At 59.0% G+C, this 25,409-nt stretch carries 27 protein-coding genes; 23 read left to right on the top strand and 4 right to left on the bottom strand.

Annotation, left to right across the window (positions count from 1 at the left end):
* Positions 1-4 precede the first annotated feature (4 nt).
* The 9 genes from HNQ36_RS04565 to HNQ36_RS04525 are packed head-to-tail and all read left to right on the top strand — an operon-like array spanning position 5 to position 8,748.
* A complete protein-coding gene (locus HNQ36_RS04565; RefSeq protein WP_184082721.1) occupies positions 5-892 on the top strand; it encodes an FAD binding domain-containing protein in 888 nt (295 codons plus the stop codon).
* Positions 889-1,470, top strand: a complete 582-nt coding sequence (locus tag HNQ36_RS04560; protein ID WP_184082720.1) for a 2Fe-2S iron-sulfur cluster-binding protein — start codon at positions 889-891, stop codon at positions 1,468-1,470. Before HNQ36_RS04565 ends, HNQ36_RS04560 begins: the two co-directional genes overlap by 4 nt.
* On the top strand, positions 1,467-3,863 hold the full coding sequence (locus tag HNQ36_RS04555) for a xanthine dehydrogenase family protein molybdopterin-binding subunit (RefSeq protein WP_184082719.1): 2,397 nt from the start codon (positions 1,467-1,469) through the stop codon (positions 3,861-3,863). The genes HNQ36_RS04560 and HNQ36_RS04555 overlap by 4 nt, the downstream gene beginning before the upstream one ends.
* Before the next feature lie 11 nt (positions 3,864-3,874).
* Positions 3,875-4,852, top strand: coding sequence for an amidohydrolase family protein (locus HNQ36_RS04550; RefSeq protein WP_184082718.1), 978 nt, complete (start codon positions 3,875-3,877; stop codon positions 4,850-4,852).
* A gap of 9 nt (positions 4,853-4,861) precedes the next feature.
* On the top strand, positions 4,862-5,329 hold the full coding sequence (locus HNQ36_RS04545) for an SRPBCC family protein (protein ID WP_184082717.1): 468 nt from the start codon (positions 4,862-4,864) through the stop codon (positions 5,327-5,329).
* A 10-nt stretch (positions 5,330-5,339) separates the two neighbouring features.
* A complete protein-coding gene (gene pcaD, locus HNQ36_RS04540) occupies positions 5,340-6,158 on the top strand; it encodes a 3-oxoadipate enol-lactonase (RefSeq protein ID WP_184082716.1) in 819 nt (272 codons plus the stop codon).
* Between the two features lie 33 nt (positions 6,159-6,191).
* Positions 6,192-7,169, top strand: a complete 978-nt coding sequence (locus HNQ36_RS04535; RefSeq protein ID WP_184082715.1) for an ABC transporter substrate-binding protein — start codon at positions 6,192-6,194, stop codon at positions 7,167-7,169.
* Positions 7,166-7,981 (top strand): ABC transporter permease subunit, encoded by an 816-nt coding sequence (locus tag HNQ36_RS26530; protein WP_184082714.1) that lies wholly within the window; start codon positions 7,166-7,168, stop codon positions 7,979-7,981. The genes HNQ36_RS04535 and HNQ36_RS26530 overlap by 4 nt, the downstream gene beginning before the upstream one ends.
* The gene (locus HNQ36_RS04525) at positions 7,876-8,748 is read left to right on the top strand and encodes an ABC transporter ATP-binding protein (protein WP_184082713.1); all 873 of its coding nucleotides are present in this window, start codon (positions 7,876-7,878) and stop codon (positions 8,746-8,748) included. The genes HNQ36_RS26530 and HNQ36_RS04525 overlap by 106 nt, the downstream gene beginning before the upstream one ends.
* A 157-nt stretch (positions 8,749-8,905) precedes the next feature.
* On the opposite strand, the gene HNQ36_RS04520 is transcribed toward HNQ36_RS04525, so the two are convergent.
* The 4 genes from HNQ36_RS04520 to HNQ36_RS04505 form a co-directional block, all read right to left on the bottom strand.
* Positions 8,906-9,967 carry a ketopantoate reductase family protein gene (locus HNQ36_RS04520; protein ID WP_184082712.1) on the bottom strand — a complete coding sequence of 354 codons (1,062 nt, stop codon included), beginning with the start codon at positions 9,965-9,967 and terminating at the stop codon, positions 8,906-8,908.
* 332 nt (positions 9,968-10,299) lie between these two features.
* Positions 10,300-10,731 carry a response regulator transcription factor gene (locus tag HNQ36_RS04515; protein WP_347339941.1) on the bottom strand — a complete coding sequence of 144 codons (432 nt, stop codon included), beginning with the start codon at positions 10,729-10,731 and terminating at the stop codon, positions 10,300-10,302.
* A 47-nt stretch (positions 10,732-10,778) separates the two neighbouring features.
* Entirely contained in the window at positions 10,779-11,399 is a 621-nt protein-coding gene (gene fixJ, locus HNQ36_RS04510; protein WP_184082711.1) for a response regulator FixJ, read from the bottom strand.
* Entirely contained in the window at positions 11,389-12,906 is a 1,518-nt protein-coding gene (locus HNQ36_RS04505) for a PAS domain S-box protein (protein WP_184082710.1), read from the bottom strand. Before HNQ36_RS04505 ends, fixJ begins: the two co-directional genes overlap by 11 nt.
* A gap of 148 nt (positions 12,907-13,054) precedes the next feature.
* Between HNQ36_RS04505 and HNQ36_RS04500 the strand changes: the two genes are divergently transcribed.
* From HNQ36_RS04500 to HNQ36_RS04435, 14 genes are all read left to right on the top strand, one after another.
* The gene (locus HNQ36_RS04500) at positions 13,055-13,723 is read left to right on the top strand and encodes a helix-turn-helix domain-containing protein (protein ID WP_184082709.1); all 669 of its coding nucleotides are present in this window, start codon (positions 13,055-13,057) and stop codon (positions 13,721-13,723) included.
* 436 nt (positions 13,724-14,159) lie between these two features.
* Positions 14,160-15,818 carry a cytochrome-c oxidase, cbb3-type subunit I gene (gene ccoN, locus HNQ36_RS04495; RefSeq protein WP_184082708.1) on the top strand — a complete coding sequence of 553 codons (1,659 nt, stop codon included), beginning with the start codon at positions 14,160-14,162 and terminating at the stop codon, positions 15,816-15,818.
* Between the two features lies 1 nt (position 15,819).
* On the top strand, positions 15,820-16,557 hold the full coding sequence (gene ccoO, locus HNQ36_RS04490; RefSeq protein ID WP_184082707.1) for a cytochrome-c oxidase, cbb3-type subunit II: 738 nt from the start codon (positions 15,820-15,822) through the stop codon (positions 16,555-16,557).
* The gene (locus HNQ36_RS04485; RefSeq protein WP_184082706.1) at positions 16,557-16,742 is read left to right on the top strand and encodes a cbb3-type cytochrome c oxidase subunit 3; all 186 of its coding nucleotides are present in this window, start codon (positions 16,557-16,559) and stop codon (positions 16,740-16,742) included. Before ccoO ends, HNQ36_RS04485 begins: the two co-directional genes overlap by 1 nt.
* A complete protein-coding gene (gene ccoP, locus HNQ36_RS04480; RefSeq protein WP_184082705.1) occupies positions 16,733-17,614 on the top strand; it encodes a cytochrome-c oxidase, cbb3-type subunit III in 882 nt (293 codons plus the stop codon). The genes HNQ36_RS04485 and ccoP overlap by 10 nt, the downstream gene beginning before the upstream one ends.
* Positions 17,611-17,823: a hypothetical protein gene (locus HNQ36_RS04475; protein ID WP_184082704.1), complete on the top strand. Its 213-nt coding sequence runs from the start codon at positions 17,611-17,613 to the stop codon at positions 17,821-17,823. Before ccoP ends, HNQ36_RS04475 begins: the two co-directional genes overlap by 4 nt.
* A 10-nt stretch (positions 17,824-17,833) precedes the next feature.
* Positions 17,834-18,631 (top strand): DUF2189 domain-containing protein, encoded by a 798-nt coding sequence (locus tag HNQ36_RS04470; RefSeq protein WP_184082703.1) that lies wholly within the window; start codon positions 17,834-17,836, stop codon positions 18,629-18,631.
* Between the two features lie 15 nt (positions 18,632-18,646).
* Complete coding sequence (locus HNQ36_RS04465) at positions 18,647-20,896, top strand: heavy metal translocating P-type ATPase (RefSeq protein WP_184082702.1); 2,250 nt, start codon at positions 18,647-18,649, stop codon at positions 20,894-20,896.
* The gene (gene ccoS, locus HNQ36_RS04460; RefSeq protein ID WP_184082701.1) at positions 20,893-21,048 is read left to right on the top strand and encodes a cbb3-type cytochrome oxidase assembly protein CcoS; all 156 of its coding nucleotides are present in this window, start codon (positions 20,893-20,895) and stop codon (positions 21,046-21,048) included. The genes HNQ36_RS04465 and ccoS overlap by 4 nt, the downstream gene beginning before the upstream one ends.
* 151 nt (positions 21,049-21,199) lie before the next feature.
* Positions 21,200-21,394, top strand: coding sequence for a nitrate reductase (locus HNQ36_RS04455; protein WP_184082791.1), 195 nt, complete (start codon positions 21,200-21,202; stop codon positions 21,392-21,394).
* Positions 21,395-21,403: 9 nt separating this feature from the next.
* A complete protein-coding gene (locus tag HNQ36_RS04450; RefSeq protein WP_184082700.1) occupies positions 21,404-21,715 on the top strand; it encodes a chaperone NapD in 312 nt (103 codons plus the stop codon).
* A complete protein-coding gene (gene napA, locus HNQ36_RS04445) occupies positions 21,712-24,207 on the top strand; it encodes a periplasmic nitrate reductase subunit alpha (protein ID WP_184082699.1) in 2,496 nt (831 codons plus the stop codon). Before HNQ36_RS04450 ends, napA begins: the two co-directional genes overlap by 4 nt.
* Complete coding sequence (locus HNQ36_RS04440) at positions 24,180-24,677, top strand: nitrate reductase cytochrome c-type subunit (RefSeq protein ID WP_184082698.1); 498 nt, start codon at positions 24,180-24,182, stop codon at positions 24,675-24,677. Before napA ends, HNQ36_RS04440 begins: the two co-directional genes overlap by 28 nt.
* Before the next feature lie 7 nt (positions 24,678-24,684).
* Positions 24,685-25,389 carry a cytochrome c3 family protein gene (locus tag HNQ36_RS04435; RefSeq protein WP_184082697.1) on the top strand — a complete coding sequence of 235 codons (705 nt, stop codon included), beginning with the start codon at positions 24,685-24,687 and terminating at the stop codon, positions 25,387-25,389.
* The last annotated feature ends 20 nt before the right edge of the window (positions 25,390-25,409 follow it).

The following is a 25,409-nucleotide window of genomic DNA, read 5'->3' as shown; positions in this document are numbered from 1 at the left end:
AATTATGAAACCAGCGCCATTCGACTATGTCAGGCCGGGGTCGCTTGCCGAGGCGTGCGGTCTGCTTGCTGCAGATGAAGATGCGCGCGTGATCGCGGGCGGTCAAACGCTGGTGCCGATGCTTGCCATGCGCCTTGCACGTCCAACCAAGCTGGTGGATGTGCTGCGATTGCCTGAGCTTTCCGGCATTCGCGAAGATAACGGCTCGCTCGTGATCGGAGCAACGACGCGGCAAGCGATGGCATTGAATAGTCCGCTGATTAGGACTTCAGTTCCGTTGCTGGCGCTCGCGCTGCCGTGGGTCGGACATCCTCCGACCCGGAATCGCGGAACTGTCGGAGGCTCGATTGCGAATGCCGACCCCTCAGCGGAAATCCCGCTGGTTGCAGTGACGCTAGGCGCCGAAATCGAAGCTGCAACTCCCGATGGTCCTGTTTCAACGCCTGCGGACGACTTCTTTATTGGCCCGATGTTGACCACTATCGGCATCGGTGAATGTCTCAGTGCGGTCCGCTTCCCGGTCTGGACGCACAAGCGGATTGGCGTTGGTTTTCACGAAATCAGCGCTCGCAGTTCCGATTTTGCATTTGTCTCAGCGGCGGCGCAGATCGCGGTTGACGAAGATGGGCGCTGCCTCGAAGCGGCGCTCGGGATCGGCGGCGTTGGAGACCGGCCGCTGAAGCTGGATGTATCTTCGCTGCTCGGAACGCGCCTCGACAAAAAAACGCTTGCGGACGCCATAGCCGTCGCCGCTGTTGATCTCGATGCGACGGACGATCTGCATGCGAGCGCAGATTATCGCCGCCGCGTCGCCGTCACGCTCTGCACGCGAGCGCTGGAGGATGCGCGTGATCGCGCCAATGGCAAAGAAGCCCTGGGAGTGGCCAGATGAAAGTGAACCTCAACGTCAACGGGGTGATCTGCACCAGCGACGTCGAGCCGCGAACGACGCTGCTCGACACATTGCGGGACGACTTGTTGCTAACGGGTACGCATGCTGGTTGCGAGCATGGCGTCTGTGGGGCCTGCACGGTGCTGCTGGATGGCGAGCCGGTGCGCTCTTGTCTGATATTTTCTGTACAGGCCGATGGCTATGAAATCACGACCATCGAGGGTGTCGCAACTGCACCTGGAGAAATGAGCGTTATACAGGATGCTTTCTGCGAAACGCACGGTATGCAGTGCGGGTATTGCACGCCGGGCATGATCCTCACCGCGCACGCGCTCCTCGAGCGCACGCATGACGTAAACCGCGAGGATATTGTTGAGGCTATCTCCGGAAATATCTGCCGCTGTACAGGTTACGGACAGATCATCGAAGCGGTCGAATTCGCGGCTGACCGGTTGAAGAAATCGAATGTGCTTCGGGGTACCAAGGTCGTGCGAACTGGAAGTGCGGCAGGCCACGATGCGCCTGAAAAGGGCGTTCCTGAGGCGGCGGCTGATGCGCCGGGAAGGGGCTCGAAATGAGTGCCGATCCATCAGCCTTCCGCTTCGTATCCGCCAATCGCCGTGTCCGTGAGGATCGTCGTTTTGTTGTCGGTCGTGGTAATTACGTAGCCGATATTGTTCGGGAAGGTACGCTTCACGTCGCGATCCTGCCATCCCAGTATCCATCAGCCCGCATTCTCTCGATCGACAGTTCAGCCGCGTTGGCGATGCCGGGTGTGCACTACGTTCTCACGGGCGAAGAGCTCGCAGCAGCGGTCGATCCGTTGATGAACGGGCTCGATACGCCGAACGTGAAGCGTTATCCGCTTGCCGTTGGTCAGACCCGATATGCAGGCGAGTGGGTCGCCGCTGTCGTGGCCGAGACGCGAGCGCAAGCCGAGGACGCCACCGAGAAACTTCGCGTGAGCTATGAGCCGCTTCCGTTTGTCACGGATGCCGAGCAGGCTCTCAATTCCGATAGTCCTCCGGTTCACCCGGCGCACGGTTCGAACGTTCTGCTCGACAAGACCTTTGTCTGGGGTGAAGTCGAGAAGGATTTCGCCGAAAGCCCGCGTCACCTGTCTTTCCGTGTCGTATGGGGCAGGAATTCGACGGTGCCTATCGAGACGTTCGGAGTCGTCGCGTCCTGGGATCCGTGGCGTGAAATACTGGATGTCTGGGCATCGATTCAGATGCCGAAGTATCCAGACCAGATTGCACGGGCGCTACGAATTCCTGCGAACAACGTTCGTGTCCACCAGGATGTCGATGTCGGCGGCAGTTACGGCGTCAAACGCGGAATCAAGCACACCGTACTTGTTTCGCATCTTTCGCGTCGGCTCGGTCGCCCCGTTCGTCTGATCGAGGACCGGCTCGAGAACATGCGCGGCGGCGATCAGCACGGCCCCGAGCGCATCTTCGATGTTGACATTGCCTTCAACGACCAGGGCATCGTCAAGTCGATGAAGATGCGCGCGCTGGACAATGCTGGCGGCTATGCCGGCCGTGCGCCGTTCCAACTCGGCAAGCCGATCGGCGCAATCGTAGGGCCTTACAAGATCAATAGCGTGCAGTATCGCGCGCAATCCGTGACGTCGAACAAGGCCGTGCAGGAAGCTGTGCGCGGCTTTGGCCAGTCGCCGACGAACTACGCAATCGAAACGGCGATCGACAAAGTCGCGGCTGCGATCGGGGTTGATCCTGTCGAAGTTCGCCGCCGCAACTTTATTCGCAAGGATGAGTTTCCGTATCTCATCCCGAGCGGGACGCGGTATGACAGCGGCGACTATCACACGGTGGTTGAGAAGGTTCTCACACACGTCGACTACGCGGCGCTGCAGAAGGAGCGCGATCGGATTCGGGCATCCGGAATGCTCGCAGGAATCGGCATTGCCGCTTGCCTCGAACCGAGCGGTGGAAACTCTTCGTTCGAGCCGTTGCTGAACGAGAAGAATACCACGACGACGTGGATGGATTCTTGCCGCATCAATATCGACGGCGTTGGATTTGTGACCGTCACCATTCACACGACCTCTGCGGGACAGGGGCACGAGACGCTGGTGGCCACCGTCGTCGGCGAAGTTCTCGAAATCGATCCCGACAGCATCCGCGTTGTGCGCCCCGATTCGCTTGCGTCATTGCCGTCCAACACTCCCGTTGGCAGCCGGATGGCGATCATGCTGGGCGGTGCGGCATTCCACGCTGCGCAGAAACTCAAGGCCAAGTTCGTCAAGATCGCCGCGCATCAGTTTGGCTGCACAGAAGACGAAGTCGGCTATTCAAATGGCCGCGTAACGGCCACAAAGAGTTCCGACCACTTGGGGTGGGCTGACCTCGTCAGCATTGCCCACCGCAATTTTCATCTGCTGCCGGCGGGCATGGAGCCGGGACTGGAAACCACGCATGTGATGCAGGTTCCGACCGGAGACAAGCTTCCGGAGAACGGCCGCGTGCAAATGTATCCGTGTCATTCCTTCGAATTTCACGTTGTCCTGATCGCTATCGATCCCGTTCTCGGCAAGCCGGACATCCGTCGGTATGTGATCGGTCATGATTGCGGCACCGTCATCAATCCGCACATCGTCAAGGGAATGACCTTGGGCGGCATTGCGCACGGTATCGGCGCAGCGTTGCTGGAAGAGTTTGTCTATGACGGCGAAGGTCAGATGTTGACCCAGAGCTTCATGGACTACCTGCTGCCGTCGTCGCACGAGATTCCGAAGGTCGAGATCGTGCATCACTGCACGCCGTCCCCGTACACCGTGTTCGGACAAAAGGGATCAGGTGAAAGCGGCTATCTCGGTGCGCCGGCTGCGATATCGAACGCTATCAACGATGCCGTGCGTAGTCTCGACATCTCGTTCGCCAAACTTCCCATTCGCATCTCCGCCATCAGCGACGCGGTTGCGGCAGCCAAAAAGAACAATCAGTAAGGACCAGCTGTATGATTATCGACTGCCACGCTCATCTTGTCCCTCCAAGCTTGCTGGATGCGATCCGCTCGCAAACCGCGAACTTTCCATCGATCCGGCTGATTGAGGAGAGCGGAAGTCTGGGGTTTTCGTTCGCCGGCGGCAAGCCGACGCGACCGGTATCGAAGCCGCTCAGTGATGTGCCGGCTCGCCTGCAGTGGATGGATACACAGAAGGTCGAGCGTCAGGTCGTCGGCGGTTGGCTCGATATGTTTGGTTATGAAACACCTGCGGAAGAAGGCGCGCGCTGGTCTCGATTGATCAATTCTCACCTTGCGCAAGCCGGCAAGGACGAACCGCGGTTTATCCCCCTGGCGACGGTGCCGCTTCAGAACGGTCCGCTTGCTGCGGAAGTGCTGCGTGAAGCTCATGCTTCGGGATTCAGGGGCGCCATGATCGGCACCCAGCCCAAAGGCAAAGGCGGGGTGCTCGACGACCCCACATTGGCTCCGTTCTGGGAAGCTGCAAACGAACTGGGTTCGATCATCTTCATTCATCCTGTTTTCGAGAGCGGCGATGACCGCGTTCATGATTACGGGATGGCCAACGCTGTCGGCCGGATCACCGACACGCTGATCGCTATGTCCCGGCTGATCTACTCCGGCACCGTCACACGTTATCCGAATGCCAAGATTGTTGCGGGTATCGGTGGAGCAGCGTTGCCCTACGTGATTGGTCGCTTGCGGCGCAATTATTCGCTCGACAAGGACAAACTCGGTGACCCCGATGCGGCACTTGCCGCGCTCTATTACGACACCATCGTTCAAGACACGCGCACACTCCGTTTCCTGGCGGATGTTGTCGGTGCCGACCGGATCATGATGGGGTCCGACATGCCATTTCCAATTGGCGATCTGGCGCCGCTCAAGATTGTCGCAAACACGCAATTCTCTGACTCCGAGCGCGCCGCGATCAACGGCGGCCTCGCTCAGCGTCTTTTCGGAATCTGAGGAGGCACCATGAAGCTCGACATCGGCGGTACAGAAACAATCCAGGCCTCCGTTGACGCACTCTGGGTCGCGCTCAACGATCCCACCGTGCTGACGCGCTGTGTCCCAGGCTGCAAGAACATGACTGAAATCTCGCCCGATACGTACAAGGTCGACATGCAGTTGCGCGTCGCCGCTGTAGGAGGCTCATTTGAAGGCGAGATCGCGCTTTCGGACAAGGAGCCACCCAAGACCTGCAGCATCAAGGTCTCCGGTGCAGGTACGCTTGGTCACGGCAATGGCACGGCCCGGTTTGAGATCACTTCGGAAGGTCCGAATGTATCGAAGCTGACTTATCAAGGTGTTGGCGAGATCGGTGGACTTGTTGCAGGCGTGGGCCAGCGCATTCTGGGGAGCGTATCGAAGCACTTGGTAGCCAAATTCTTCACTTCGCTGCGCAAGGAATTCGACGTGCCGGCTCAGGGCGCGGCTGAGTAGGACGGCAGATATGAACATTGCCGTACGAGACGTACAGAATATCGAGGTCGAATCCGACGTCCGGCTTGCCGTGAGCATATCCGGGGCTTTGGATAAGCCGGTCATCGTCTTCAGCAATTCGCTCGCAGCATCTTCCGGGATGTGGGACGAAGTCACGGAACGTCTCGGGCCTCATGCGTGCCTGGTGCGCTACGATACGCGCGGCCACGGACGTTCAGATGCGCCGATAAACGGCTATACGATCGAAACGCTGGGCAAGGATGTGCTCGCCGTTCTCGATACACTTGAAATTCCGCGCGCCGTCGTATGCGGGGTTTCGCTCGGTGGCTTGACTGCGATGTGGCTCGGCATCCACGCATCGGATCGTATCAGCGGACTGGTTCTCGCTAACACGGCTGCAAACTTTCCGCCCGAATCGATGTGGCGTGATCGCGCTGCGACCGCGCGTTCGAGTGGAGTTTCTTCGTTCGTGCAGCCATCTCTGGAGCGTTGGGTGACGTCTGGATACCGCGACAAACATGAGTCGCGCGTACTCGAACTCGCAGCGATGATTGCGGGCACGTCATCCGCCGGATACGCAGGCTGCTGCGAAGTATTGGCGACGACGAATGTTTTGCCGGATCTGTCGCGGATTTCATGCTCGGTACGTGTCATCGCTGGACGGCACGATCCATCGACGCCGCCTGCGCGAGCCGAGGAAATCGTTGCGGCGATTACGCAGGCTGATCTCGTGACACTTGATGCCGCTCACATGTCTAGCGTGGAGGCACCGGATGCTTTTGCGGAAACCGTCCGCGACGTTCTGAAGCTTAACAACACCAATAGATAAGACCCTAAAAAGCAACAAACCTGGAGGGATAACATGATAACCCGCAAGTTCTTCACGAGCCTCGCTTGTATCTCCATGCTGCTGGTCAGCGCACCGGCTCGCGCTCAGGCGCCCGCAGAACTGACCATCGTTGTTTTCGGAGCTCCATCACTGGGTGCGTTTCTGCCGCCCGTCATCAAGGCCCATAAACTGGATGAGAAGCATGGTCTTCGCATCAAGTTCGAGGAGCGGACCCCGGATGCCTACACTGCGCAGTTCAACTCAGGCGAATTTCAGCTTGGCGGCAGCGCAGCGCTGTTGACGGTCGGTCTCGCGGATACGCGCGGCGTCAAAGTGACTTATCTTTTCAATCTTTTTGACTTCTGGGGCGCGGTTGTGACATCGCGGCCGGAGATCAAGACGCTGAAGGATCTGGAAGGAAAGGATCTTGCGGCGGCGAAGGGAACGACGAACTACGTCATGTTCGATTGGTTCGCGCGTCAGGCAGGTGCCGATACTGCGAAGTTCTCAGTCGTTAACACTGCAACGCCCGGTCTCGTCGGCTATGCGCTGGCGGATCGCGCAACGGCCGTTCAACTCTGGGAACCTGCTTACACCACGCTGCACTCAAAAAAGCCGGGAGTCAAAACGATTGACATCGGAATTGCGGAGAGCTGGAAGAAATTCACAGGCAGCCGCAACATTCCATATCTGGGCGTCGCCGCGCATTCGGCTTGGGCGGAGAAGAATCCTGAGCTCGTGAAGAAGCTGTTCGCGGCTTACAAGGAAGCCGCCGAGTGGGTTGCAACTCATCCGGATGACGCTGCAAAGCTGATAGCCGTCAAGGGCTCGCCTGACGACCAGAAGGCGATTGGTGAGCTTATTCGGGCAAACGACCGACTTGGGATGAACGTCAAGTGGGCTTCTGATGTCGAAAAGGAAATCAAGTCGGTCTATTCCGCCGGCAAGTCGATTGCATTCCTGAATGCAGATCCGGGTCCATCGACGATCTACAAGAGGCAGGGTAAGTGAGCGATCAAACCTTAGATGACGTTTCTCTGTCGCCGTCAGCACGCATGCTGTCGGCGGCAAAGCGCCTGGGCATGTCTGTCCTCCCGTTTGTGGTGGTCATTGCGCTATGGCAGTTCGCCTCGTTGTTCTTTCCGCGTTTCCTGTTTCCGTCGCTGATCGATGTTTTCTGGCGTTGCCTGGATATTCTCTCCAGCGGAGTTTTGTTTGCAGACGTCCTCGCGACGGTCTTGCGGATTCTCGCAGGACTGGCAGGAGCCTTTGTTATTGGCGGCGTGCTCGCCTTGCTGATGGCGCGGTCGCCAGCCGTCGATAAATTCCTGTCGCCAATTCTGACGCTGTTCCAGGGCATCCCCGCGCTTTCGTGGGTCGTGTTCGCCATCATCTGGTTTCACGGGGTCGAGTTTCGCATTTTCTTCATCATGGTCATGACCACTCTTCCCGCCTTCGCGTTTCAGGTTCTTGGCGCGTTGCGCGCAATGTCCAAGGATTTGATGGAAATGGTGTTTAGTTTCCGCCCCACGCGGAGGAAGCTGTTCCGGGTCATGATTGCTCCTGCGGTTCTTCCCGACATTCTGACGGCGTGGAAGGTGAATCTCGGTAATGCGTCGCGCGTCGTTGTGGTGGCGGAGCTTGTCGGTGCGACGGGAGGAGTAGGATATCAATTGCTCCAGCAGCAGCAATTGTTTGATATGGCAGGTGCGTTGGCTTGGACTCTGCAGTTGGTTTTCTTTGTTTTGATCGTCCAGGCGGCGCTGACTCTGATCGAGAATGTGGCCTTCCGCTATCGGGCTGTTTCGGAGCGTGCAATATGAGTGCTACCATCGAGACGACAACGCCTGCGATCCATCTGGGTAACGTCTCAAAGGTTTTTGGCAAAGAGGGTTCGAAAGGTGGCTATCGCGCCGTCGATCGGATCAACCTTGACGTCAAGTCCGGCGAGATGCTGGCTATCCTCGGCAAGACAGGCTGCGGCAAGTCGACGATCTTCAATATGATTGCGGGTCTGACCGAGCCGACCAGCGGCGACGTTCGGGTCAGCGGGCGCAATCCCTTTTCAGACTTTGACTCGTTTCGTGGAAAGATTGCGATCGTCTTTCAGAACGATCGGCTCTTGCCATGGCGAACGGCGATTCAAAACGTCGAATTAGGTCTTGAGATGCTCGATACACCAGTGGCTGAGCGTCGAGCAACAGCGCAGCTCTGGTTGACGAAACTGGGGCTGGAAGGTCACGAGAACGATTATCCACACGCTCTTTCCGGCGGCATGCGTCAGCGTGTTTCGATAGCCCGCGCATTTGCCACGAATGCGAGCATTCTTCTTTGCGACGAGCCGTTTTCCGCGCTCGACGAAATGACCGCCACTCGGTTGCGGGCGGAGTTTGTGAAACTCGTCAAGGAAAATGGAAAGACGGCGGTGTTCATCACGCATAACATCGGCGAGGCGCTGGAAATTGGCGATCGCATCGTGGTTCTGAAGCGGCCGGCAATGATCGCATATGACGTGAGCTTTGCGACGGCGATCGGGCCTGAGGAGCGGGAGATCATTCGCGGGCGGATTGGTGAAGTCCTCGCAATCTAACCAGTATGAGGGCAAAACTTCAGCTCGGCCAAACGCCGAGCCTGAAGGCCCTGCAACGTAAAGTTTTAACGTGCGGGATGCCGACCATGCGATCGGCGACACCTGCGACGATGCCAAGCCCAGCCGTTCGTCGAACTGAATTGGCCCAACCGCTTGTTTATGCGCTCGATCCACCGACCACGATCTTCTCGCTGAGTTTTTGATCAACGACTTGGACAGTGCGGTCGATTTCAGCATTGGGCATGCCCAGCTGATGCGAGATCAACTTCACCAGCAGATCGACCCGCTCAATGAACGGCGCACCGCTGGCCACCGCACGCGCTGCAGACGAGGGCTTGAGAAGGCTTTCCGCCGCTTTGGCATATTTCTCGAAAGGTACCTGATCCTGCGGATCAGCGCCCAGACGCAGGGCGATCGCATCAACATGCGTGTAGATCGACTTTGAGAGTGCCAAGTCACCGTGCACCGCATCGCGGATCGGCTGAGGGTCGCTCGGCGTGATGCAGCGGTAATTCCCGGTCAGCAGCATCGACCATTTCGCCAGCGGGACGAAAAGCGAATCGAACACTTTGAGCTTCACGGGGACGTCCTGGCCGTCCAGCCTCACCGCGTCGATGTCCGCTTCCAGCTCGCGCAGCAACTTGTTGTGAGCTTCATCTTCAAATGTCGCGGCCTTGAAGTTTGTCGGCAGGCCCACGTGCAGGACATTCGCCGCTTCTTCCGGCGGACGGAAGGCCTGCGGATCAGGCGAGCAAAGCGTCACCAGTCCCGGCTTGAACCGTTCCCATACCTGCGCATTGGTGTAGGCCTCTTCGAGGTCCATGCCCGCCAGTCCCTGAATCCGCTTGAGATAGGGCAGGGGCGGCATGTTCATGATCGAAAGACAAGGCAAGTTCGCCGCGGCGATTTTGATCATCAGAACGCGGATCGTGTGGTTGGTGTATTGCGGCTCCTGCATGGCAAGAGCAACCAGCTCATAACGGGAAAGGTCGACCTTGTCGGGCGAGGTCGCGTCCAGCTTCCCGGGCAGATCGCGTGAAAAGATTGAGCGGTGCGCCGGCTCATCACGCAACTTGATGCGAACCTCGGTACCCTCGCGGTTGATGAGCTCTGCAGTCTTCGTCCGGCAAACCAGGGTCACGTTGTGACCAGCCATCAGCAGCTTTGTTGCCAGCAGTGAGCCATACGAGGCTCCAAGAATCAGAATATTGCGCGCCATGCTCTCTCGTCCAAAATTTGCCTTAACGCCTCGATCGAAGCCAGGCTGGGAAGGTCCACCACATTAGAAATCCTGCCTGGGCAAAGGCACGGCGAGGCCAGACCTAACGTCACAGGGAAAAACCCTTCGGGGAAGGGGCGCCAGTGTCTAGCGCAAGTTGGTATACATAACAATCGTATACCAGCCCTCATTTTCACCTTCTCGGCGAGCCATTGTGCACGGTGCCTTCAATGGAAATTACCGAGTAATTTCTGTACTTTCACCCGGCGGAGATCAGAGTCTTGGAGGATTGCGCCGTCCGGCGCGATTGCAGACGGTGCGCTAATATACGGCTATTTGAACGCGGCGCTGATCCGCTGAAACAGCATTTCGGTGAGGAAAGGCTTCTCGACGATCGGCACGTTGGCCTCTGCGGCGTGACGGCGGAGTGCGCTTGTCGGATGCGTCGTCACGAGGATCGCCGGTAGCATGATCGCGCGTTCACGGAGGACGTCGATCAGCTTGAGACCTTGAATGTCGGGCAGACGTTGATCGATGATCATGCATCCGCTTTCCGGGAAGTCGGCCTCGGCGAGCAACGCGGATCCGCTGGCGTAAGCGCGAACGTCGTAACCCTCGATGCCAAGACTGAATTCCAGGGAGTTGCGCAGTGCCGCATCGTCGTCCACGACGAGGATCGTCTTCGGAGCGGCGATGTCCATCTGTCCCATGTGGCGACCGGTCAACTGCGCCGCGTTTGGTCCGGCGATCAATTCATACGCCACATCCGCGTGATAGTCGTCTTGATCTGTGTCAAAATTCCGGATCGGGATCAGTCTGAGCCGGCCAATCCCGCGGTGATCGCCATGCGGACCAGTTCGGACAAGCTCTCCGCCTGCATCTTGGTCATGACGTTCGCCCGATATATCTCCACCGTGCGCGGGCTGATCGAGAGATTTGCGGCAATGACCTTGTTGGAATGCCCCGCAATCAGGCCGTTGAGCACGTCTCGCTCTCGGCTCGATAGCGAGGTGATGCGCTTGCCAAGGTCTGCGCGATCCGCGCTCGCCTTCTCGGCTTGTTTGGCGCGGTTGAGCGCGAGCCGGACGGTGGTGATCATCGCCTCATCGTCGAACGGCTTTTCCAGGAAATCGAACGCGCCCAGCTTCATCGCCTCGACGGCGAGCGGGACGTCGCCGTGCCCGGTGATGACGATCACGGGCATCGGGACATTGAGGTCCTTGATGCGGCGCAGGAGATCGATTCCGCTGATGTCGGGCATGCGAATGTCGGTGATGATGCATCCGTTCTGTCCCGTCGTGAGCGATGTGAGGAACGATGATGCGGACTCATGAACCACGGCCGGAATGCGAACGCTCTGGAGCAGGAACGCAAGCGATTCGCGCACAGCTTGGTCGTCGTCAATAACGTGCACTGTCGCGTCATGTTGCATCGTCTTCTCCATCCTTCAGCGATCGCAGCGTCAGGCGAAACACCGTGCCGCCGCCTTCATTGGGCCGTGCCGAGATCGTACCGCCATGTGCCTCGATGATCGTCCGTGAAATCGACAATCCGACCCCCATGCCGTTTGCCTTGGTGCTGATGAACGGTTCAAACAGTTTGGGCAGGATTTCCGGGGCCAAACCAGATCCGGTGTCTGCGATGCTGATTGTGACCATGCCGTCATCGCCGGGCTCGCTTGTAATGACCAGTTCCCGGCGCGGCAGGCCCTCCATCGCCTCGATTGCATTGCGAATCAAATTCAGAACCACCTGTTGAATCTGGACCCGATCGGCGATCACCCGGTCGATCGACGGATCGAGCCGGAAGATCACCCGCACACCATGCTCCTTGACGCCGACCAGGGCGAGGGCGCTTGCCTCCTCGATCAGCTTCGTCAGACTTTCGACTCGTTTGTCGCTCTCGCCGCGTGCGACGAAATCCCTCAAGCGGCGGATGATTTGTCCGGCGCGGAGCGATTGCTCCCCGGCCTTGTCCATTGCGTCTCGTACCAGGCGAGAGGTCTCGTCGGTCTGTCCTTCCAGGAGGCGCCGCGATCCCATCATGTAGTTGGCGATTGCCGACAGTGGCTGATTGAGTTCGTGCGCCAGTGCGGAGGCCATTTCGCCCATCGCACTGAGGCGAGAAATGTGGATCAGTTCGGTCTGCAACTCCTGCAGGCGCGCTTCGGTTTGCTGGCGTTCGCTTAAATCGCGGATGAAGCCTGTGAAGAAGCGTCTGCCGCCGGAGTTCATTTCGCCGACAGCAAGTTCGATGGGAAAGGTCGAGCCATCCTTGCGCTCGGCGACGACGATGCGGCCGATACCGATGATCCGCTTTTCGCCGGTCCCCAGATAGCGGTCGAGATAGCCGTCGTGCTGGACGCGATATGGCTCCGGCATCAGGCGCTTCACATTCGATCCGATCACCTCCTCGGCGGAATAGCCGAACAGCCGTTCCGCGGCACTGCTGAACGATCGGATAATGCCCCGTTCGCTGATCACGATCATTGCGTCAGGCACTGTTTGCAGGATCGAGTTGACATGGGCTTCGCGCGCGCGAAGGTCCTCTGTCGTGGCGAGAAGCTCTTCCGTCACTTGTGCGGCCATGCGCCGGTTACGGTAGAGCTGGTCGCCCCAATAGCAGATGCCTAGGCTGACCGCCGTGAAAATCGCGGTGCCGACGATGTCGCGTTGTCCGGACGCCAGCACGTGATCAAGACTCACGGCGATCAGCAGGGACAGCAGCGTCGCCAGCAACCCTGGAAGGATACCACCCAGGGCGCTCGATACCAGGATCGCCGGTACGAAGAGAAAAATCAGTGTCGTGCTTTTAACGACAAGGTTGAGGGCGAACCATGCAGCGGCGGACAGGGCGACCGCCGTCAGCGCAATCCCATAGCGGCCGCGCAGCGAACGTGCCTTGTTAGACAGATGTCTTTCCAGATTGTCGCTGCGCATAACTATTTGTTTCAACGGCAGAAAATCACTTTTCCGGGTCGTCCGTTTTTGCTGGCCCGAGACCTCAGGAACTATCCTTAAGAGCAATATCCGGATTTCGCAAAGTCCGAGGCTGCCGTAGCTGTCATCCATCAACGGGAAGGTCGCTATGTTCGCCGCCGCAGGGATTGCCAGTCATTCGCAGGCCAGTTCTGAGTTCGCAAACACTGATCCGCTGGTCTTGCCGGTCGCACAGATCGGGGCGCCGATGCTCTATAATCGGAACTCGGAAATCTTCGGCGAGGGTGAGGACGCCGAGTATCTCTATCAGGTCGTGAGCGGTGCGGTGCGTACCTACAAGATCCTGAGCGACGGGCGTCGCCAGATCGGCGCGTTCTATTTGCCGGGCGATATCTTCGGTCTGGAGATCGGCACAGCGCATCAGTTGTCCGCGGAAGCGATCTGCAACGCGACTGTCTCCGCGATCAAGCGCAGCTCGTTATCCGACCTTGCCCGAGACGACATCAAGATCACGCATGCGCTCTTGGCATTGACGGCGCGTGAGTTACAGCGCGCGCAGAAGCATGTGCTGCTGCTGGTGCGCAATGCGCAGGAACGGGTCGCGTCCTTTCTTCTTGAGATGGTCGATCGTACGGCGGGTGCTGGCTCGATCGACTTGCCCATGTCGCGGCAGGATATTGCTGATTATCTGGGCCTCACCATCGAGACGGTGTCACGAACGCTGACACTTCTGGAAGATCAGGCTGCGATCGCGCTGACGAGTGCGCGGCGGGTGAAGCTCACCAATATGCGGGAGCTTCGCAAGCTTGATTCGTAAACGAGTGCGCCCTCAACTGACCGATCTCAGTTCGATTTTCCGCGCGGTCCCTGATGTAGAGATCGGGAAATTCCATCGGGGCCGATCTCCGTTAATCCTTGGCAGTGCTGGTGCACCTCTTCACCTTCATCGGGTGGTCGATCAGCTTCAGGCGGGACCTGCAACCTTGACGCTTCATATTCCGACGACACCAAAGTCCCTTTGGAGAGGCGCTCGTTCCGCTGTCGCAATCGGGCATACACTCTCATCTTACGCCTCACTTCTTGCGTCTCTGAGGCTCTCAACCCGGTGTTTTCCAGCCGTGTTTGAGACCATGGGTCAGCATTCTCTAATCGTGCCGCCTGTTTCTTTGCGTTTTCGCAAAATGCTGCTGCTTTGTTTTCGGTATCCCGTCTTCGCTATGACGATTCGGCTTTCTCACGATCAGGATAGATAGATGATTGCCCAGCTAACAAAGTCCGAGCGTCAGAACGCCCTCGTTCTGTTTTTGCTTCTGGCAGTGGGCGGCCTCGCTATGGCGGTCGTCGGACACGATGATCCATTGGGCGTTCATGGAGCCATCGTCATGATCGCCGCCCTCGCAGGCATCTTTGTCGTCATTTCGCGCTATTACGATCCGGAGCCTTCGCCGGATCGGCTCGAGCGCTACTACGACGATCCCACCAAGGTCGGAATTGTACTGGCGATGGTGTGGGCCGTCGTCGGCATGTTCGTCGGCGACTGGGTCGCCTGGCAGCTTGCCTATCCGAACCTGACCTTCGACGCGGCGTGGTCGAGCTTCGGGCGATTGCGTCCTGTTCACACGTCGGGCGTCATTTTCGGCTTCGGCGGCAACGCCCTGATCGCAACCTCGCTTTACGTTCTCCAGCGGACCTCGCGGGCGCGATTGCCAGATCAGCTAAGTCCCTGGTTTGTACTGCTTGGATACAACCTGTTCTGCGTGATCGCTGCGTCGGGCTACCTCATGGGTGTCACGCAGTCGAAGGAGTACGCGGAGCCGGAGTGGTATGCGGACATCTGGCTGGTGGTTGTGTGGATCGTCTACTTCGCGATCTACCTGCGCACGCTTGCCCGCCGGAAGGAGCCGCACATCTACGTCTCCAACTGGTACTACATGGCCTTTATCCTGGTCGTCGCCATCCTGCACATCGTCAACAACCTCGCCGTGCCGGTGTCGCTCGGACACGCCAAGAGTTATTCGGCCTTCTCGGGTGTCCAGGATGCGATGACGCAATGGTGGTACGGCCACAACGCCGTGGCTTTCTTCCTGACCTCCGGCTTTCTAGGCATGATGTATTACTACATGCCGGTCCGCGCCGGACGGCCGATTTTTTCCTACCGCCTGTCCATTATCAGTTTCTGGGGCATCACCTTTATGTACATGTGGGCGGGTTCGCACCACCTGCATTATACGGCGTTGCCGCATTGGGTTCAGACGCTCGGCATGACCTTTTCGGTCATGCTTCTCGTGCCCTCCTGGGCATCAGCGGCGAATGCGCTGCTGACGCTGAACGGTGCCTGGCAGAAGGTGCGCGACGATGCGACGCTGCGCTTCATGATGATGGCCGCAGTGTTCTACGGGCTTTCCACGTTTGAAGGTTCGTTCATGGCGATCCGCTCGGTGAACTCGTTGTCGCACTACACCGACTGGACCGTGGGGCATGTGCATGCGGGCGCGCTGGGCTGGGTCGCGATGATCACGTTTGGATCGATCTATGCCTCCGTGCCATGGCTCTGGAACAGGAAACAGATGTATTCGTCCCGGCTGGTCGAGGCGCACTTCTGGCTCGCGCTTGGCGGGACGCTCGTCTACGTCTTTGCGATGTGGAATTCCGGCATCATCCAGGGATTGATGTGGCGGACCTACAACGACAGCGGCACACTTGCCTATTCGTTCATTGAAACAGTCACGGCGATGCATCCCTATTACATCGCGCGCGCGATCGGTGGCCTCATGTTTCTGATCGGCGCGCTGATCGGCAGCTACAACATCTGGATGACCATCCGCACCTCGAACCAGCCGGAGGAAGAGCGCGCCAAGGATCGCCCGGTGCCGCGTTCGGTGGCTGCTCCCGCTCTGCAGCCAGGAGAATGACATGAGTTTCTTTGGTCTGCATTACCGCCTCGAGAGGAAAACCATCGGCTTCGTACTTGCGATTATTGGCGTCGCAAGTATTGGCGGTGCCGTCGAGATTGCTCCGCTCTTCACAATCCATCAGACGGTCGAGGAGGCGCCTAATATGCGCGTCTACACGCCGCTCGAAGTCGCAGGACGCAACATCTATATCCGGGAGGGTTGCTATGCCTGTCACTCCCAGATGATCCGCACGCTTCGTGATGAAGTCGAACGTTACGGACCATACTCGCTCGCGGTCGAATCCAAATACGATCACCCGATGCTGTGGGGCTCGAAACGAACCGGGCCGGATATCGCGCGTCTGGGTGGAAAGTATTCGGATGAGTGGCATGTGGCACATCTCAACAATCCTCGCGACGTCGTGCCGGAGTCGGTCATGCCCCACTACTCATGGCTTGGGCGAAATTCCCTGCGCAATGATGATATCGGCAAACATCTTGCGGCGCTTCGCAAGGTCGGAGTTCCGTACACGGACGAGATGATCGCCAACGCCGCCGTGGATGCATATGGCCAGGCTGCTCCGGATTCCCCGCGCGCCGAGGGCGTGGTCAAGCGATACGGCGAGGCCACGAATGTCCGCGCCTTCGACGGGCGCCCCGGCGAACTGACAGAGATGGATGCGCTTGTCGCATATCTGCAGATTCTCGGAAAGCTGACGGATGCCGCGCAAAAGACAGCAGCCTCGGGAGCTCAATGATGCCGATCGATCACGACTTCACGGTCTGGTTCTCCAAATCCTTCGGTTTGTTCTATCTGATCGCAATGTCGGCGGTGATTGTCGCCTATGCGTATTGGCCGTCAAACCGGAAGCAGTTCGATGCGGCTGCGCAATCGATCCTCGGCAACGAGGATAAGCCGTTGAAGGACAAACCATGGCGGTAGAGGAGCGCGATCCACACACCGGGTATCTGACGACCGGTCATGAATGGAGCGGGATCAAGGAACTCAACACGCCCGTTCCGCGTGCCGTCTATCTTTTCCTGATCGCGACGGTGCTGTTCAGCGTCGTATACTGGATTCTGATGCCGGCTTGGCCGACCGGGGTGACTTTCACGAAAGGATTGCTCGGCATCGACCAGCGCACCACCCTCGAAGCCGATCTGCGGGAGGCGGCTGCGGAGCGAAAGGTGTGGAGCGATCAGATCGAAGCCAACAGCTATGATGACATCCGCAAGGATCCCAAGCTGATGCGGATCGTCCGGCAGACAGGTCAGACGCTGTACCGTGAAAATTGCGCGGCGTGTCATGGCTCCAGCGCGCAAGGCTCAAAAGGATATCCAAGCCTGACGAACGCTTCTTGGCTGTGGGGTGGCGATCCGGCGACAGTCGCGGAGACGATCCGCGTCGGGATCAATTCGTCGCACAAAGACAGCCGCCTCTCGCAGATGATGGCCTTCGGCCGGGATGGTGTCCTGAAGGAGCGAGAGGTCGATGACGTCGTCGACTACGTGCGGAGCCTGTCAGATCCGAAAGTTGCGCGTGATACACCCGCGCCGAGACTCGATGCTGGCAAAGCCGTGTTCGCGGCGAACTGTGCGGCCTGTCACGGCGACGACGGTAAAGGAAAGACCGAGATGGGCGCGCCGGACCTTACAGACCACTTTTGGATCTACGGTGGCGATCTGCAATCGGTCAGTTCGTCGGTCTGGAACGGGCGGCAGGGAAAGATGCCGACCTGGGATGAGCGACTGTCCGCTCTCGACCGCAAGATTCTGGCGCTTTATCTAACAGACTTGCCGAGGGCCGCGCGATGAACCGGATCACGCTCCGATCGCCGAAGGTCGCGCTATGGCTCGCGGTCAGCGCCGGATTGCTGCTGGTGATCGGGGCAAACGCGCATCTGGTTTACATGGCGGTTATATCGCAACCGGAATGCGTCACCCATGCGCGCGTGGGTGAAACCGCGCCTGACGGGGCGCAGTTCGGAGCCGCGCGCTCGTCGTGCAATCCGCAAACACGTTGAGGCCGAGATCATGGCGACCATTCCTGTTCTGGTTCCACCGCTGCCCCGAGAGAAGCCCTGGAAGCGCGATGTCACGAATGCCGCGGCGCTGCAATGGCTGTCGGCCGGCTGGAAGGATTTCAAGATCAATCCGGGAGCTAGTCTCGGATACGGCCTGCTGGTTTATCTTGTATCGGTGGCCACCACTGTTGGGCTGTTCGTCTTCGGCTGGGATTACATCCTGTTTCCCGCATTCGCCGGCTTCATGGTGATGGGGCCAATCCTCGGCATCGGACTCTATGAGAAGAGCAAGCGGATTTCCGAAGGGCAGCCGGTCAGTCTTCTCAACATGATGCTGGTCAAGCCGAAATCCGGCGGGCAGGTGCTGTTTGCCGGCGCGTTGCTGGTCATGCTGACGCTTTTGTGGATGCGCGCAGCTGTTATCATTTATGCGCTGTTCTTCGGGGTCCGTCCGTTTCCGGGTCTCGATCACATCGTCGCGATGCTGCTGACGACCGGGACCGGCTACGCGATGCTGCTGATCGGCAGCGCGGTGGGAGGCCTGTTCTCGGCCTTCGCGTTTGCTGTCAGTGCGTTTTCGATGCCGATGCTGCTCGATCAGCGCGTCGATGCCTTGACGGCGATGGGAAGGAGCATGGCGCTGGTGTGGCACAATCTGCCGGTGATGCTGACATGGGCTGCGATCATGCTGGTTCTTATCGTCTTGAGTCTTGCGACGGGGCTGCTGGGTATGATCGTGGTCTTTCCTGTGCTCGGTCATGCGACCTGGCATTCCTATCGGACGATGTGCGCGGAGAATCCGGCCTGATAGGAGGAGTGCGTTATGAGTTGTTGCGACACAGGTCTGGCTGTCGCGGGGATCGCTGCCCAATCCGATGCCATCGGAGAAGAAGTTCGGCTGGCAAGCCGCGACGTTGGCGGCGGATTGCGGCAGACGGATCTCTCGGTTCCCGGTGTTCACTGCGGTGCCTGCATCGCAACGATCGAGCGTGAACTGTTGAGGCTGCCGGGTGTGGAGCATGCCCGCGTCAACCTTTCGACGAAACGGGTGACCATCCGCTGGCGTGGCGATGGACCGGTCCCAGCCTTCATTGAGACTCTCAAAGGCACGGGCTTCGACGCACATCTGTTCGACGTCGAATCCTCGCGGGGCGATCCCGTTTTCTCCGAGTTGATCAAGGCGCTCGCTGTCAGCGGTTTCGCGTCGAGCAACATCATGCTGTTGTCGGTATCGATATGGTCGGGCGCGGATGCCGAGTCCCGTGACCTCTTTCACCTGCTGTCCGCGCTTATTGCTCTTCCGGCGCTAGCTTATTCAGGTCGCGTCTTCTTCCGCTCGGCCTGGCGAAGCCTCAGGCATGGACGCACCAACATGGACGTTCCGATCTCGATCGGAGTCCTGCTGGCTTTCGCCCTTAGCCTGTACGAGACGATCGTTCGCGGGCCACATGCTTATTTCGATGCTGCGATATCGCTGCTCTTCTTTCTGCTCATCGGCCGTACGCTCGATCACATGATGCGGGAACGGGCGCGTAGCGCTGTCACGGGGCTGGCGCGTCTTGCCGCGAGGGTTGCCCGGCTCGCGGGCGAGGACGGACGTCATACGTTTATCCCTGTTGCTGAAGTCAGGCCGGGCATGTTGCTGCTTGTCGCGGCTGGAGACCGCGTTCCGGTCGACGCCACGGTGAAGCAGGGCGCTTCTGATATCGATATTTCCATTATCTCGGGGGAAAGTGCGCCGCAGGCGGCGGAAGTCGGCTCCGTTCTTCGGGCCGGCTCGCTGAACCTGACGGGACCGCTGACGGTCGTGGCCAACGCAAGCGCGAGAAACTCGTTCCTCGCGGAAATGGTGCGGTTGATGGAGGCTGCGGAGCAGGGCCGCTCGACATATCGCCGGATCGCGGACCGTGCGGCGGCGATGTATGCGCCCGTGGTGCACCTCACGGCGCTTGTTGCTTTCGTCGGCTGGTTGTTCGCGACCGGAGATTTCCATCGCGCGATCACGATTGCGATCGCTGTGCTTATCATCACTTGTCCTTGCGCGCTCGGTCTGGCTGTGCCGATGGTGCAGGTCGTGGCATCGCGGCGTCTGTTCGAAGCAGGTGTGATGGTGAAGGACGGCGGTGCGCTGGAGAAGCTTGCTGAAATCGACACAGTCCTGCTCGACAAGACGGGGACGCTCACGGCAGGAGATCCGCAACTGGTTGTCCGCACCGGCGATCAGCAGGCGCTATCTATCGCGGCGACGCTCGCCTCTCGTTCGTCTCATCCGTATTCACGCGCGATCGCGCAGACGGTTTCTTCCGATGGAGCGCCCTTGCTCGAAGGCATCATCGAACGTCCCGGATTGGGGCTGGAGGCGCGCCTCGGCGCTGACATGATCAAGCTGGGGCGGTCGTCCTGGGCTTCGCAGCAGAATGCCGCCGAAGAATCGTCTGTCGTCCTCTCCAGGGCAGGCCGCATCATCGCTGCTTTCGATTTTCACGACCGGATGCGTCAGGGTGCGGAAGAAGCTGTTGCGGCGTTGACCAGTGAAGGACTGGATGTGGAAATCGTCTCGGGAGACAATGAGGCGCGGGTCCAGCGGCTCGGCGGACTCCTTGGAATCCAAGCGACAGCGGAGTTGATGCCGAGCGACAAGGTGGCGAGGATCATCAAGCTGCGCGCCGCAGGCCACAAAGTATTGATGGTCGGAGACGGCTTGAACGATGCTCCGGCTCTTGCCGCGGCTCATGCTTCCATCGCGCCGTCGTCTGCCGCTGATGTCGGACGGCAGGCCGCCGACGTCGTCTTTCTTAAGGAGAGCTTGATCGCGGTTCCGCTGGCCGTGCGGATTGCGCGACGGGCGAAGCGACTCGTACATGAGAATCTGATGCTGGCGGTCGCATACAATGTCATTGCGGTGCCGGTGGCCGTGGCGGGTTACGTGACGCCTCTGGTTGCTGCTGTTGCGATGTCGGGCTCTTCGATCCTTGTTGTTCTGAATGCGCTCCGCCTTTCCGGACTCGCGGGAGGAACATCGTTAAAGAAGGAAACCGTACAGATCGCTCGCTTCGTCGAGGCAGCCGAATGACGGACTACTATTATCTCATACCAATCGCGATCGGACTCGGGCTCACGGCTCTCGTGACATTCATGTGGTCGCTTGGGAGCGGGCAGTACGAAGATCTTGACGGCGCGGCGGAGCGCATCCTTCATCAGGAGACGGATGAACCGCTGAGTTGATTGGTTTCGTTAACCTATCGATCAGCACACGGACACAGTGCGGTTTCACGACACTTCTTTTCAACGTAGGCGCGGGCCGTTTTATCTTGCTGGTCTCATGCGTCTCGGGTAGTCTGGATTGACTTTGGATGCCCTTGCAAAAGGTGCGATCATGGACACCGTTTCAAACGAGTCCGAAGCCAGAGATCACTCGGCGCCTCCGAGCACCCGGCGCGACGAATTCATCGTATTCTTTATCATCGCAGCTTTGATCTGGCCCGTTGTCGCCGTCGGCGTTGTCGGCGGTTTTGGTTTTCTCGTTTGGATGTCGCAATTGGTGTTGGGCCCTCCGGGCCCGCCGCACTGAGGAACGGCCATGAATGAGTCCGGACTTTCGCGGCGAACGTTTCTGTCAGGGCGGCTGCAGACGCCGGTCGTGCACATTTCGAGCGCTGTGATCTCGGTGCTGCCGAAGCATCTTGCGAATGTCGAGAAGCTGTTGTCGGTGCTCCCCGAGGTCGAAGTCCATCACCGGAATTCGTCGAAGATCGTCATAGTGCTCGAAGGGCCAGACAGCGGGGCGCTTGGCGCGCGGCTTGCCGAGATATCGGGATGGGAAGGCGTGCTGTCCGCCAACATGGTGTTCGAGCAGATCGACGAAACTCCTGGGCATGGAGAGGAACCATGAGTCTTTCGCGTCGCGACATGCTCAAGGCCCAAGCTGCCGCCATTGCCGCTGCTGCTGCGAACATCACCGTTCCGGCAGTGGCGCAGCCGGTCGCCGAGGGGATCGGATCGCTGGAGATCAAGTGGTCCAAGGCGCCGTGCCGCTTCTGTGGCACCGGATGTGGCGTCATGGTCGGCGTCAAGGGCGGCAAGGTGGTCGCAACCCATGGCGACACGCTGGCGGAAGTCAACCGCGGCCTGAACTGTATCAAGGGCTACTTCCTGTCGAAGATCATGTATGGCGGCGACCGCCTGACGACGCCGCTGATGCGCAAGAGGAACGGTGTCTACGACAAGAATGGTGAGTTCGAGCCGGTGAGCTGGGACGAGGCTTTCGATACCATGGCTGCTCGCGCCAAGAAGGTTCTCAAGGAGAAAGGCCCCACCGCGCTCGGTATGTTCGGTTCGGGGCAGTGGACTGTCTGGGAGGGGTACGCGGCAACCAAGCTGATGCGGGCGGGATTTCGCTCCAACAATCTCGATCCCAACGCGCGCCACTGCATGGCTTCGGCGGCTTACGCTTTCATGCGCACATTCGGCGCGGATGAACCGATGGGGTGCTATGATGATTTCGAGGCTGCCGACGCATTCGTGCTGTGGGGTTCGAACATGGCCGAGATGCATCCGATCCTGTGGACGCGTCTGACCGACCGGCGGTTGAGTCATCCTCACGTCAAGGTCGCGGTGCTCTCCACCTTCACTCATCGCAGTTCGGACCTTGCCGACATTCCGATCGTGTTCAAGCCGGGAACCGATCTCGCCATTCTCAACTACATCGCCAACCACATCATCACGACCGGCCGGGTGAACCAAGATTTCGTCAAGAAACACACGGCGTTCGTGAAGGGCGCAACCGATATCGGCTACGGACTTCGGCAGGACACTCCGCCCGAGCAGAAGGCCAAGGGCGCGGCTAATCCCGCCGCGACGGAGCCGATAGATTTCGATGCCTATGCGAAATTCGTGAAAGACTACACGCTGGAGAAAGTCTCGGAGCTCACCGGCGTGGAACGCGGCTTCCTTCAGGAGCTCGCCGAACTCTATGCCGATCCGTCGCGCAAGGTGATGTCGCTGTGGACCATGGGATTTAACCAGCATGTGCGCGGCGTATGGGCCAACCAGCTTGTCTACAACATCCACCTGCTGACTGGAAAAATCTCCGAGCCCGGCAATTCGCCGTTCTCGCTGACCGGCCAGCCGTCGGCTTGCGGCACGGCGCGCGAGGTCGGCACCTTCGCGCATCGCCTGCCGGCGGACATGGTGGTGACCAACCCGGAGCACCGCAAGCATGCTGAGGAACTATGGCGCGTGCCGCATGGCCTGATCCCCGAAAAGCCGGGGTATCACGCTGTCGAGCAGGACCGGATGCTGCGCGACGGCAAACTCAATTTCTACTGGATCCAGGTCAACAACAACCTGCAGGCTGCGCCGAACAACACGCAGGAGACTTATCCCGGCTATCGCAATCCCGATAATTTCATCGTGGTGTCTGATGCCTATCCCACCGTCACCGCAATGGCAGCTGACGTTATCCTGCCGGCCGCGATGTGGGTGGAGAAAGAAGGGGCCTACGGCAATGCTGAACGCCGAACGCATTTTTGGCGTCAGTTGGTGAAGGCGCCCGGTGAGGCACGCTCGGACCTCTGGCAGATGATGGAGTTTTCCAAGCGGTTCACCACCGACGAAGTTTGGCCGCAGGATATCCTGCAAGCTAATCCGAACTATCGAGGCAAGACGCTGTTCGACGTGTTGTTCCGCAACGGCAATGTAGATCGTTTTGCGGCGACTGAAATTCCGGCCGAGTATGAGAACCATGAATCGAAGGCATTCGGGTTCTATGTGCAGAAAGGCATGTTCGAGGAATACGCATCGTTCGGGCGGGGACACGGCCATGACCTCGCGTCGTTTGACACCTATCATGAGGTGCGCGGATTGCGATGGCCGGTGGTCAACGGCAAGGAAACCCGCTGGCGCTATCGCGAAGGTCTCGATCCTTACGTCAAGCCCGGCAAGGGCATCGAGTTCTACGGCCATCCCGACGGAAAGGCACGGATCATCGCGGTGCCTTACGAGCCGCCGGCGGAATCGCCGGACAAGGAGTTCGACATCTGGCTCGTCACCGGCCGCGTGCTGGAGCATTGGCACTCCGGCTCGATGACGATGCGCGTGCCAGAGTTGTACAAGGCGTTTCCGGGTGCGCTCTGCTTCATGCATGCCGAGGACGCGCGCGAGCGAGGCATCAATCAAGGGGCTGAGGTCAAGCTGGCATCCCGTCGTGGTGAAATCAGAACGCGCGTCGATACGCGCGGGCGCAATCGCATGCCGCGTGGCGTGGTGTTCGTACCGTGGTTCGACGCAAGCCAGCTCATCAACAAGGCGACGCTCGACGCTACCGATCCGATTTCGAAACAAACGGATTTCAAAAAATGCGCGGTCAAGATCACCCCGATTTGAGTGGGCTGGGCCGCTGCCTGTTGGGCGCCGTTCTCAGTGGATCGTTGATTCTGTTGGCGGGCGCGATCTATGCGCAGAACGCGCCGAGGATCGTGCCGCGTGTCACCGGTAACGCCTCTCCCATGAATGAGGCACCGATCCCGCCCATTGCGCGCCCGATCACTGACGACAGGCGCGTGATGCGCAATTATCCGGAACAGCCGCCGGTGATCCCGCACTCGATCGACAACTATCAGCTCACGTTGCGGACGAATCGTTGCCTCGACTGTCATCGGCGCCAGTACACTGAAGCCTCCGGCGCGCCGATGATCAGCGTCACACATTTCATGGATCGTGACGGCCAGGTCATCGCCGATGTGACTCCGCGGCGATATTTCTGCACAGCCTGTCATGTCCAGCAGACCGACGCCGCGCCGCTTGTGCAGAATACATTTCAGGACATGCTTCTGGTCCGCGACCCCAAGCAGTGAGAGCGACATGGCGAGATTGAAAGCTCTGCTGCTGTGGTTCTGGAGGATCGCGAGCCGTCCGAGCACCTACTTCAGCCTTGGCTTCCTGACGCTTGGCGGCTTCCTGTGCGGGGTAATGTTTTGGGGAGCGTTCAACACCGCGCTTGAAATCACCAACACGGAAAAATTCTGTACGTCCTGTCATGAAATGCACGACAACGTGTATCAGGAGCTTCAGCGGACCATCCATTTCACGAACAGATCCGGGGTCCGCGCGACATGTCCTGACTGTCACGTGCCCCACGACTGGACCGACAAAATCGCGCGCAAGATGCAGGCCTCAAAGGAGGTCTGGGGCAAGATATTTGGTACGATCTCGACCCGGCAGAAGTTTCTCGACATGCGCCTCGAACTCGCCAAGCATGAATGGGCGCGGCTCAAGGCTAACGACTCACTCGAATGCCGGAATTGTCATTCTACCATCGCCATGGATTTCACCAAGCAGACTCGACGAGCCGCTGAGATCCATGCGCGATACCTGGTTTCGGGGGAGCGGACTTGCATTGATTGCCACAAGGGCATTGCGCATGAATTGCCGGACATGACGGGGATTGAGCCGGGCTGGACTGCACCTCCGGAGATGCGGGACAGGCAAAGCTCCATCGAGCAGCAGCGGCAATCGTTGCAGCGTTTTCTTGCATCGACGAACTCAGGTACGCCGGCGGGAGACTGAAGTAATCCGTCTAAGAGCTG

Origin of the sequence: Afipia massiliensis, from assembly GCF_014203115.1 — a bacterium.
Classification (GTDB): Bacteria; Pseudomonadota; Alphaproteobacteria; order Rhizobiales; family Xanthobacteraceae; genus Afipia; species Afipia massiliensis.
Note: the sequence above shows the minus strand (reverse complement) of the source record. Positions and strands in the feature narration are given on the sequence as shown.

Bases quoted from the DNA above. Each gene is read 5' to 3' on its own strand.
- HNQ36_RS04565 (WP_184082721.1), top strand. From the start codon at position 5: ATGAAACCAGCGCCATTCGACTATGTCAGGCCGGGGTCGCTTGCCGAG.
- HNQ36_RS04560 (WP_184082720.1), top strand. From the start codon at position 889: ATGAAAGTGAACCTCAACGTCAACGGGGTGATCTGCACCAGCGACGTC.
- HNQ36_RS04555 (WP_184082719.1), top strand. From the start codon at position 1,467: ATGAGTGCCGATCCATCAGCCTTCCGCTTCGTATCCGCCAATCGCCGT.
- HNQ36_RS04550 (WP_184082718.1), top strand. From the start codon at position 3,875: ATGATTATCGACTGCCACGCTCATCTTGTCCCTCCAAGCTTGCTGGAT.
- HNQ36_RS04545 (WP_184082717.1), top strand. From the start codon at position 4,862: ATGAAGCTCGACATCGGCGGTACAGAAACAATCCAGGCCTCCGTTGAC.
- pcaD (WP_184082716.1), top strand. From the start codon at position 5,340: ATGAACATTGCCGTACGAGACGTACAGAATATCGAGGTCGAATCCGAC.
- HNQ36_RS04535 (WP_184082715.1), top strand. From the start codon at position 6,192: ATGATAACCCGCAAGTTCTTCACGAGCCTCGCTTGTATCTCCATGCTG.
- HNQ36_RS04520 (WP_184082712.1), bottom strand. From the start codon at position 9,967: ATGGCGCGCAATATTCTGATTCTTGGAGCCTCGTATGGCTCACTGCTG.
- fixJ (WP_184082711.1), bottom strand. From the start codon at position 11,399: ATGCAACATGACGCGACAGTGCACGTTATTGACGACGACCAAGCTGTG.
- HNQ36_RS04505 (WP_184082710.1), bottom strand. From the start codon at position 12,906: ATGCGCAGCGACAATCTGGAAAGACATCTGTCTAACAAGGCACGTTCG.
- HNQ36_RS04500 (WP_184082709.1), top strand. From the start codon at position 13,055: ATGTTCGCCGCCGCAGGGATTGCCAGTCATTCGCAGGCCAGTTCTGAG.
- ccoN (WP_184082708.1), top strand. From the start codon at position 14,160: ATGATTGCCCAGCTAACAAAGTCCGAGCGTCAGAACGCCCTCGTTCTG.
- ccoO (WP_184082707.1), top strand. From the start codon at position 15,820: ATGAGTTTCTTTGGTCTGCATTACCGCCTCGAGAGGAAAACCATCGGC.
- HNQ36_RS04485 (WP_184082706.1), top strand. From the start codon at position 16,557: ATGCCGATCGATCACGACTTCACGGTCTGGTTCTCCAAATCCTTCGGT.
- ccoP (WP_184082705.1), top strand. From the start codon at position 16,733: ATGGCGGTAGAGGAGCGCGATCCACACACCGGGTATCTGACGACCGGT.
- HNQ36_RS04475 (WP_184082704.1), top strand. From the start codon at position 17,611: ATGAACCGGATCACGCTCCGATCGCCGAAGGTCGCGCTATGGCTCGCG.
- HNQ36_RS04470 (WP_184082703.1), top strand. From the start codon at position 17,834: ATGGCGACCATTCCTGTTCTGGTTCCACCGCTGCCCCGAGAGAAGCCC.
- HNQ36_RS04465 (WP_184082702.1), top strand. From the start codon at position 18,647: ATGAGTTGTTGCGACACAGGTCTGGCTGTCGCGGGGATCGCTGCCCAA.
- ccoS (WP_184082701.1), top strand. From the start codon at position 20,893: ATGACGGACTACTATTATCTCATACCAATCGCGATCGGACTCGGGCTC.
- HNQ36_RS04455 (WP_184082791.1), top strand. From the start codon at position 21,200: ATGGACACCGTTTCAAACGAGTCCGAAGCCAGAGATCACTCGGCGCCT.
- HNQ36_RS04450 (WP_184082700.1), top strand. From the start codon at position 21,404: ATGAATGAGTCCGGACTTTCGCGGCGAACGTTTCTGTCAGGGCGGCTG.
- napA (WP_184082699.1), top strand. From the start codon at position 21,712: ATGAGTCTTTCGCGTCGCGACATGCTCAAGGCCCAAGCTGCCGCCATT.
- HNQ36_RS04440 (WP_184082698.1), top strand. From the start codon at position 24,180: ATGCGCGGTCAAGATCACCCCGATTTGAGTGGGCTGGGCCGCTGCCTG.
- HNQ36_RS04435 (WP_184082697.1), top strand. From the start codon at position 24,685: ATGGCGAGATTGAAAGCTCTGCTGCTGTGGTTCTGGAGGATCGCGAGC.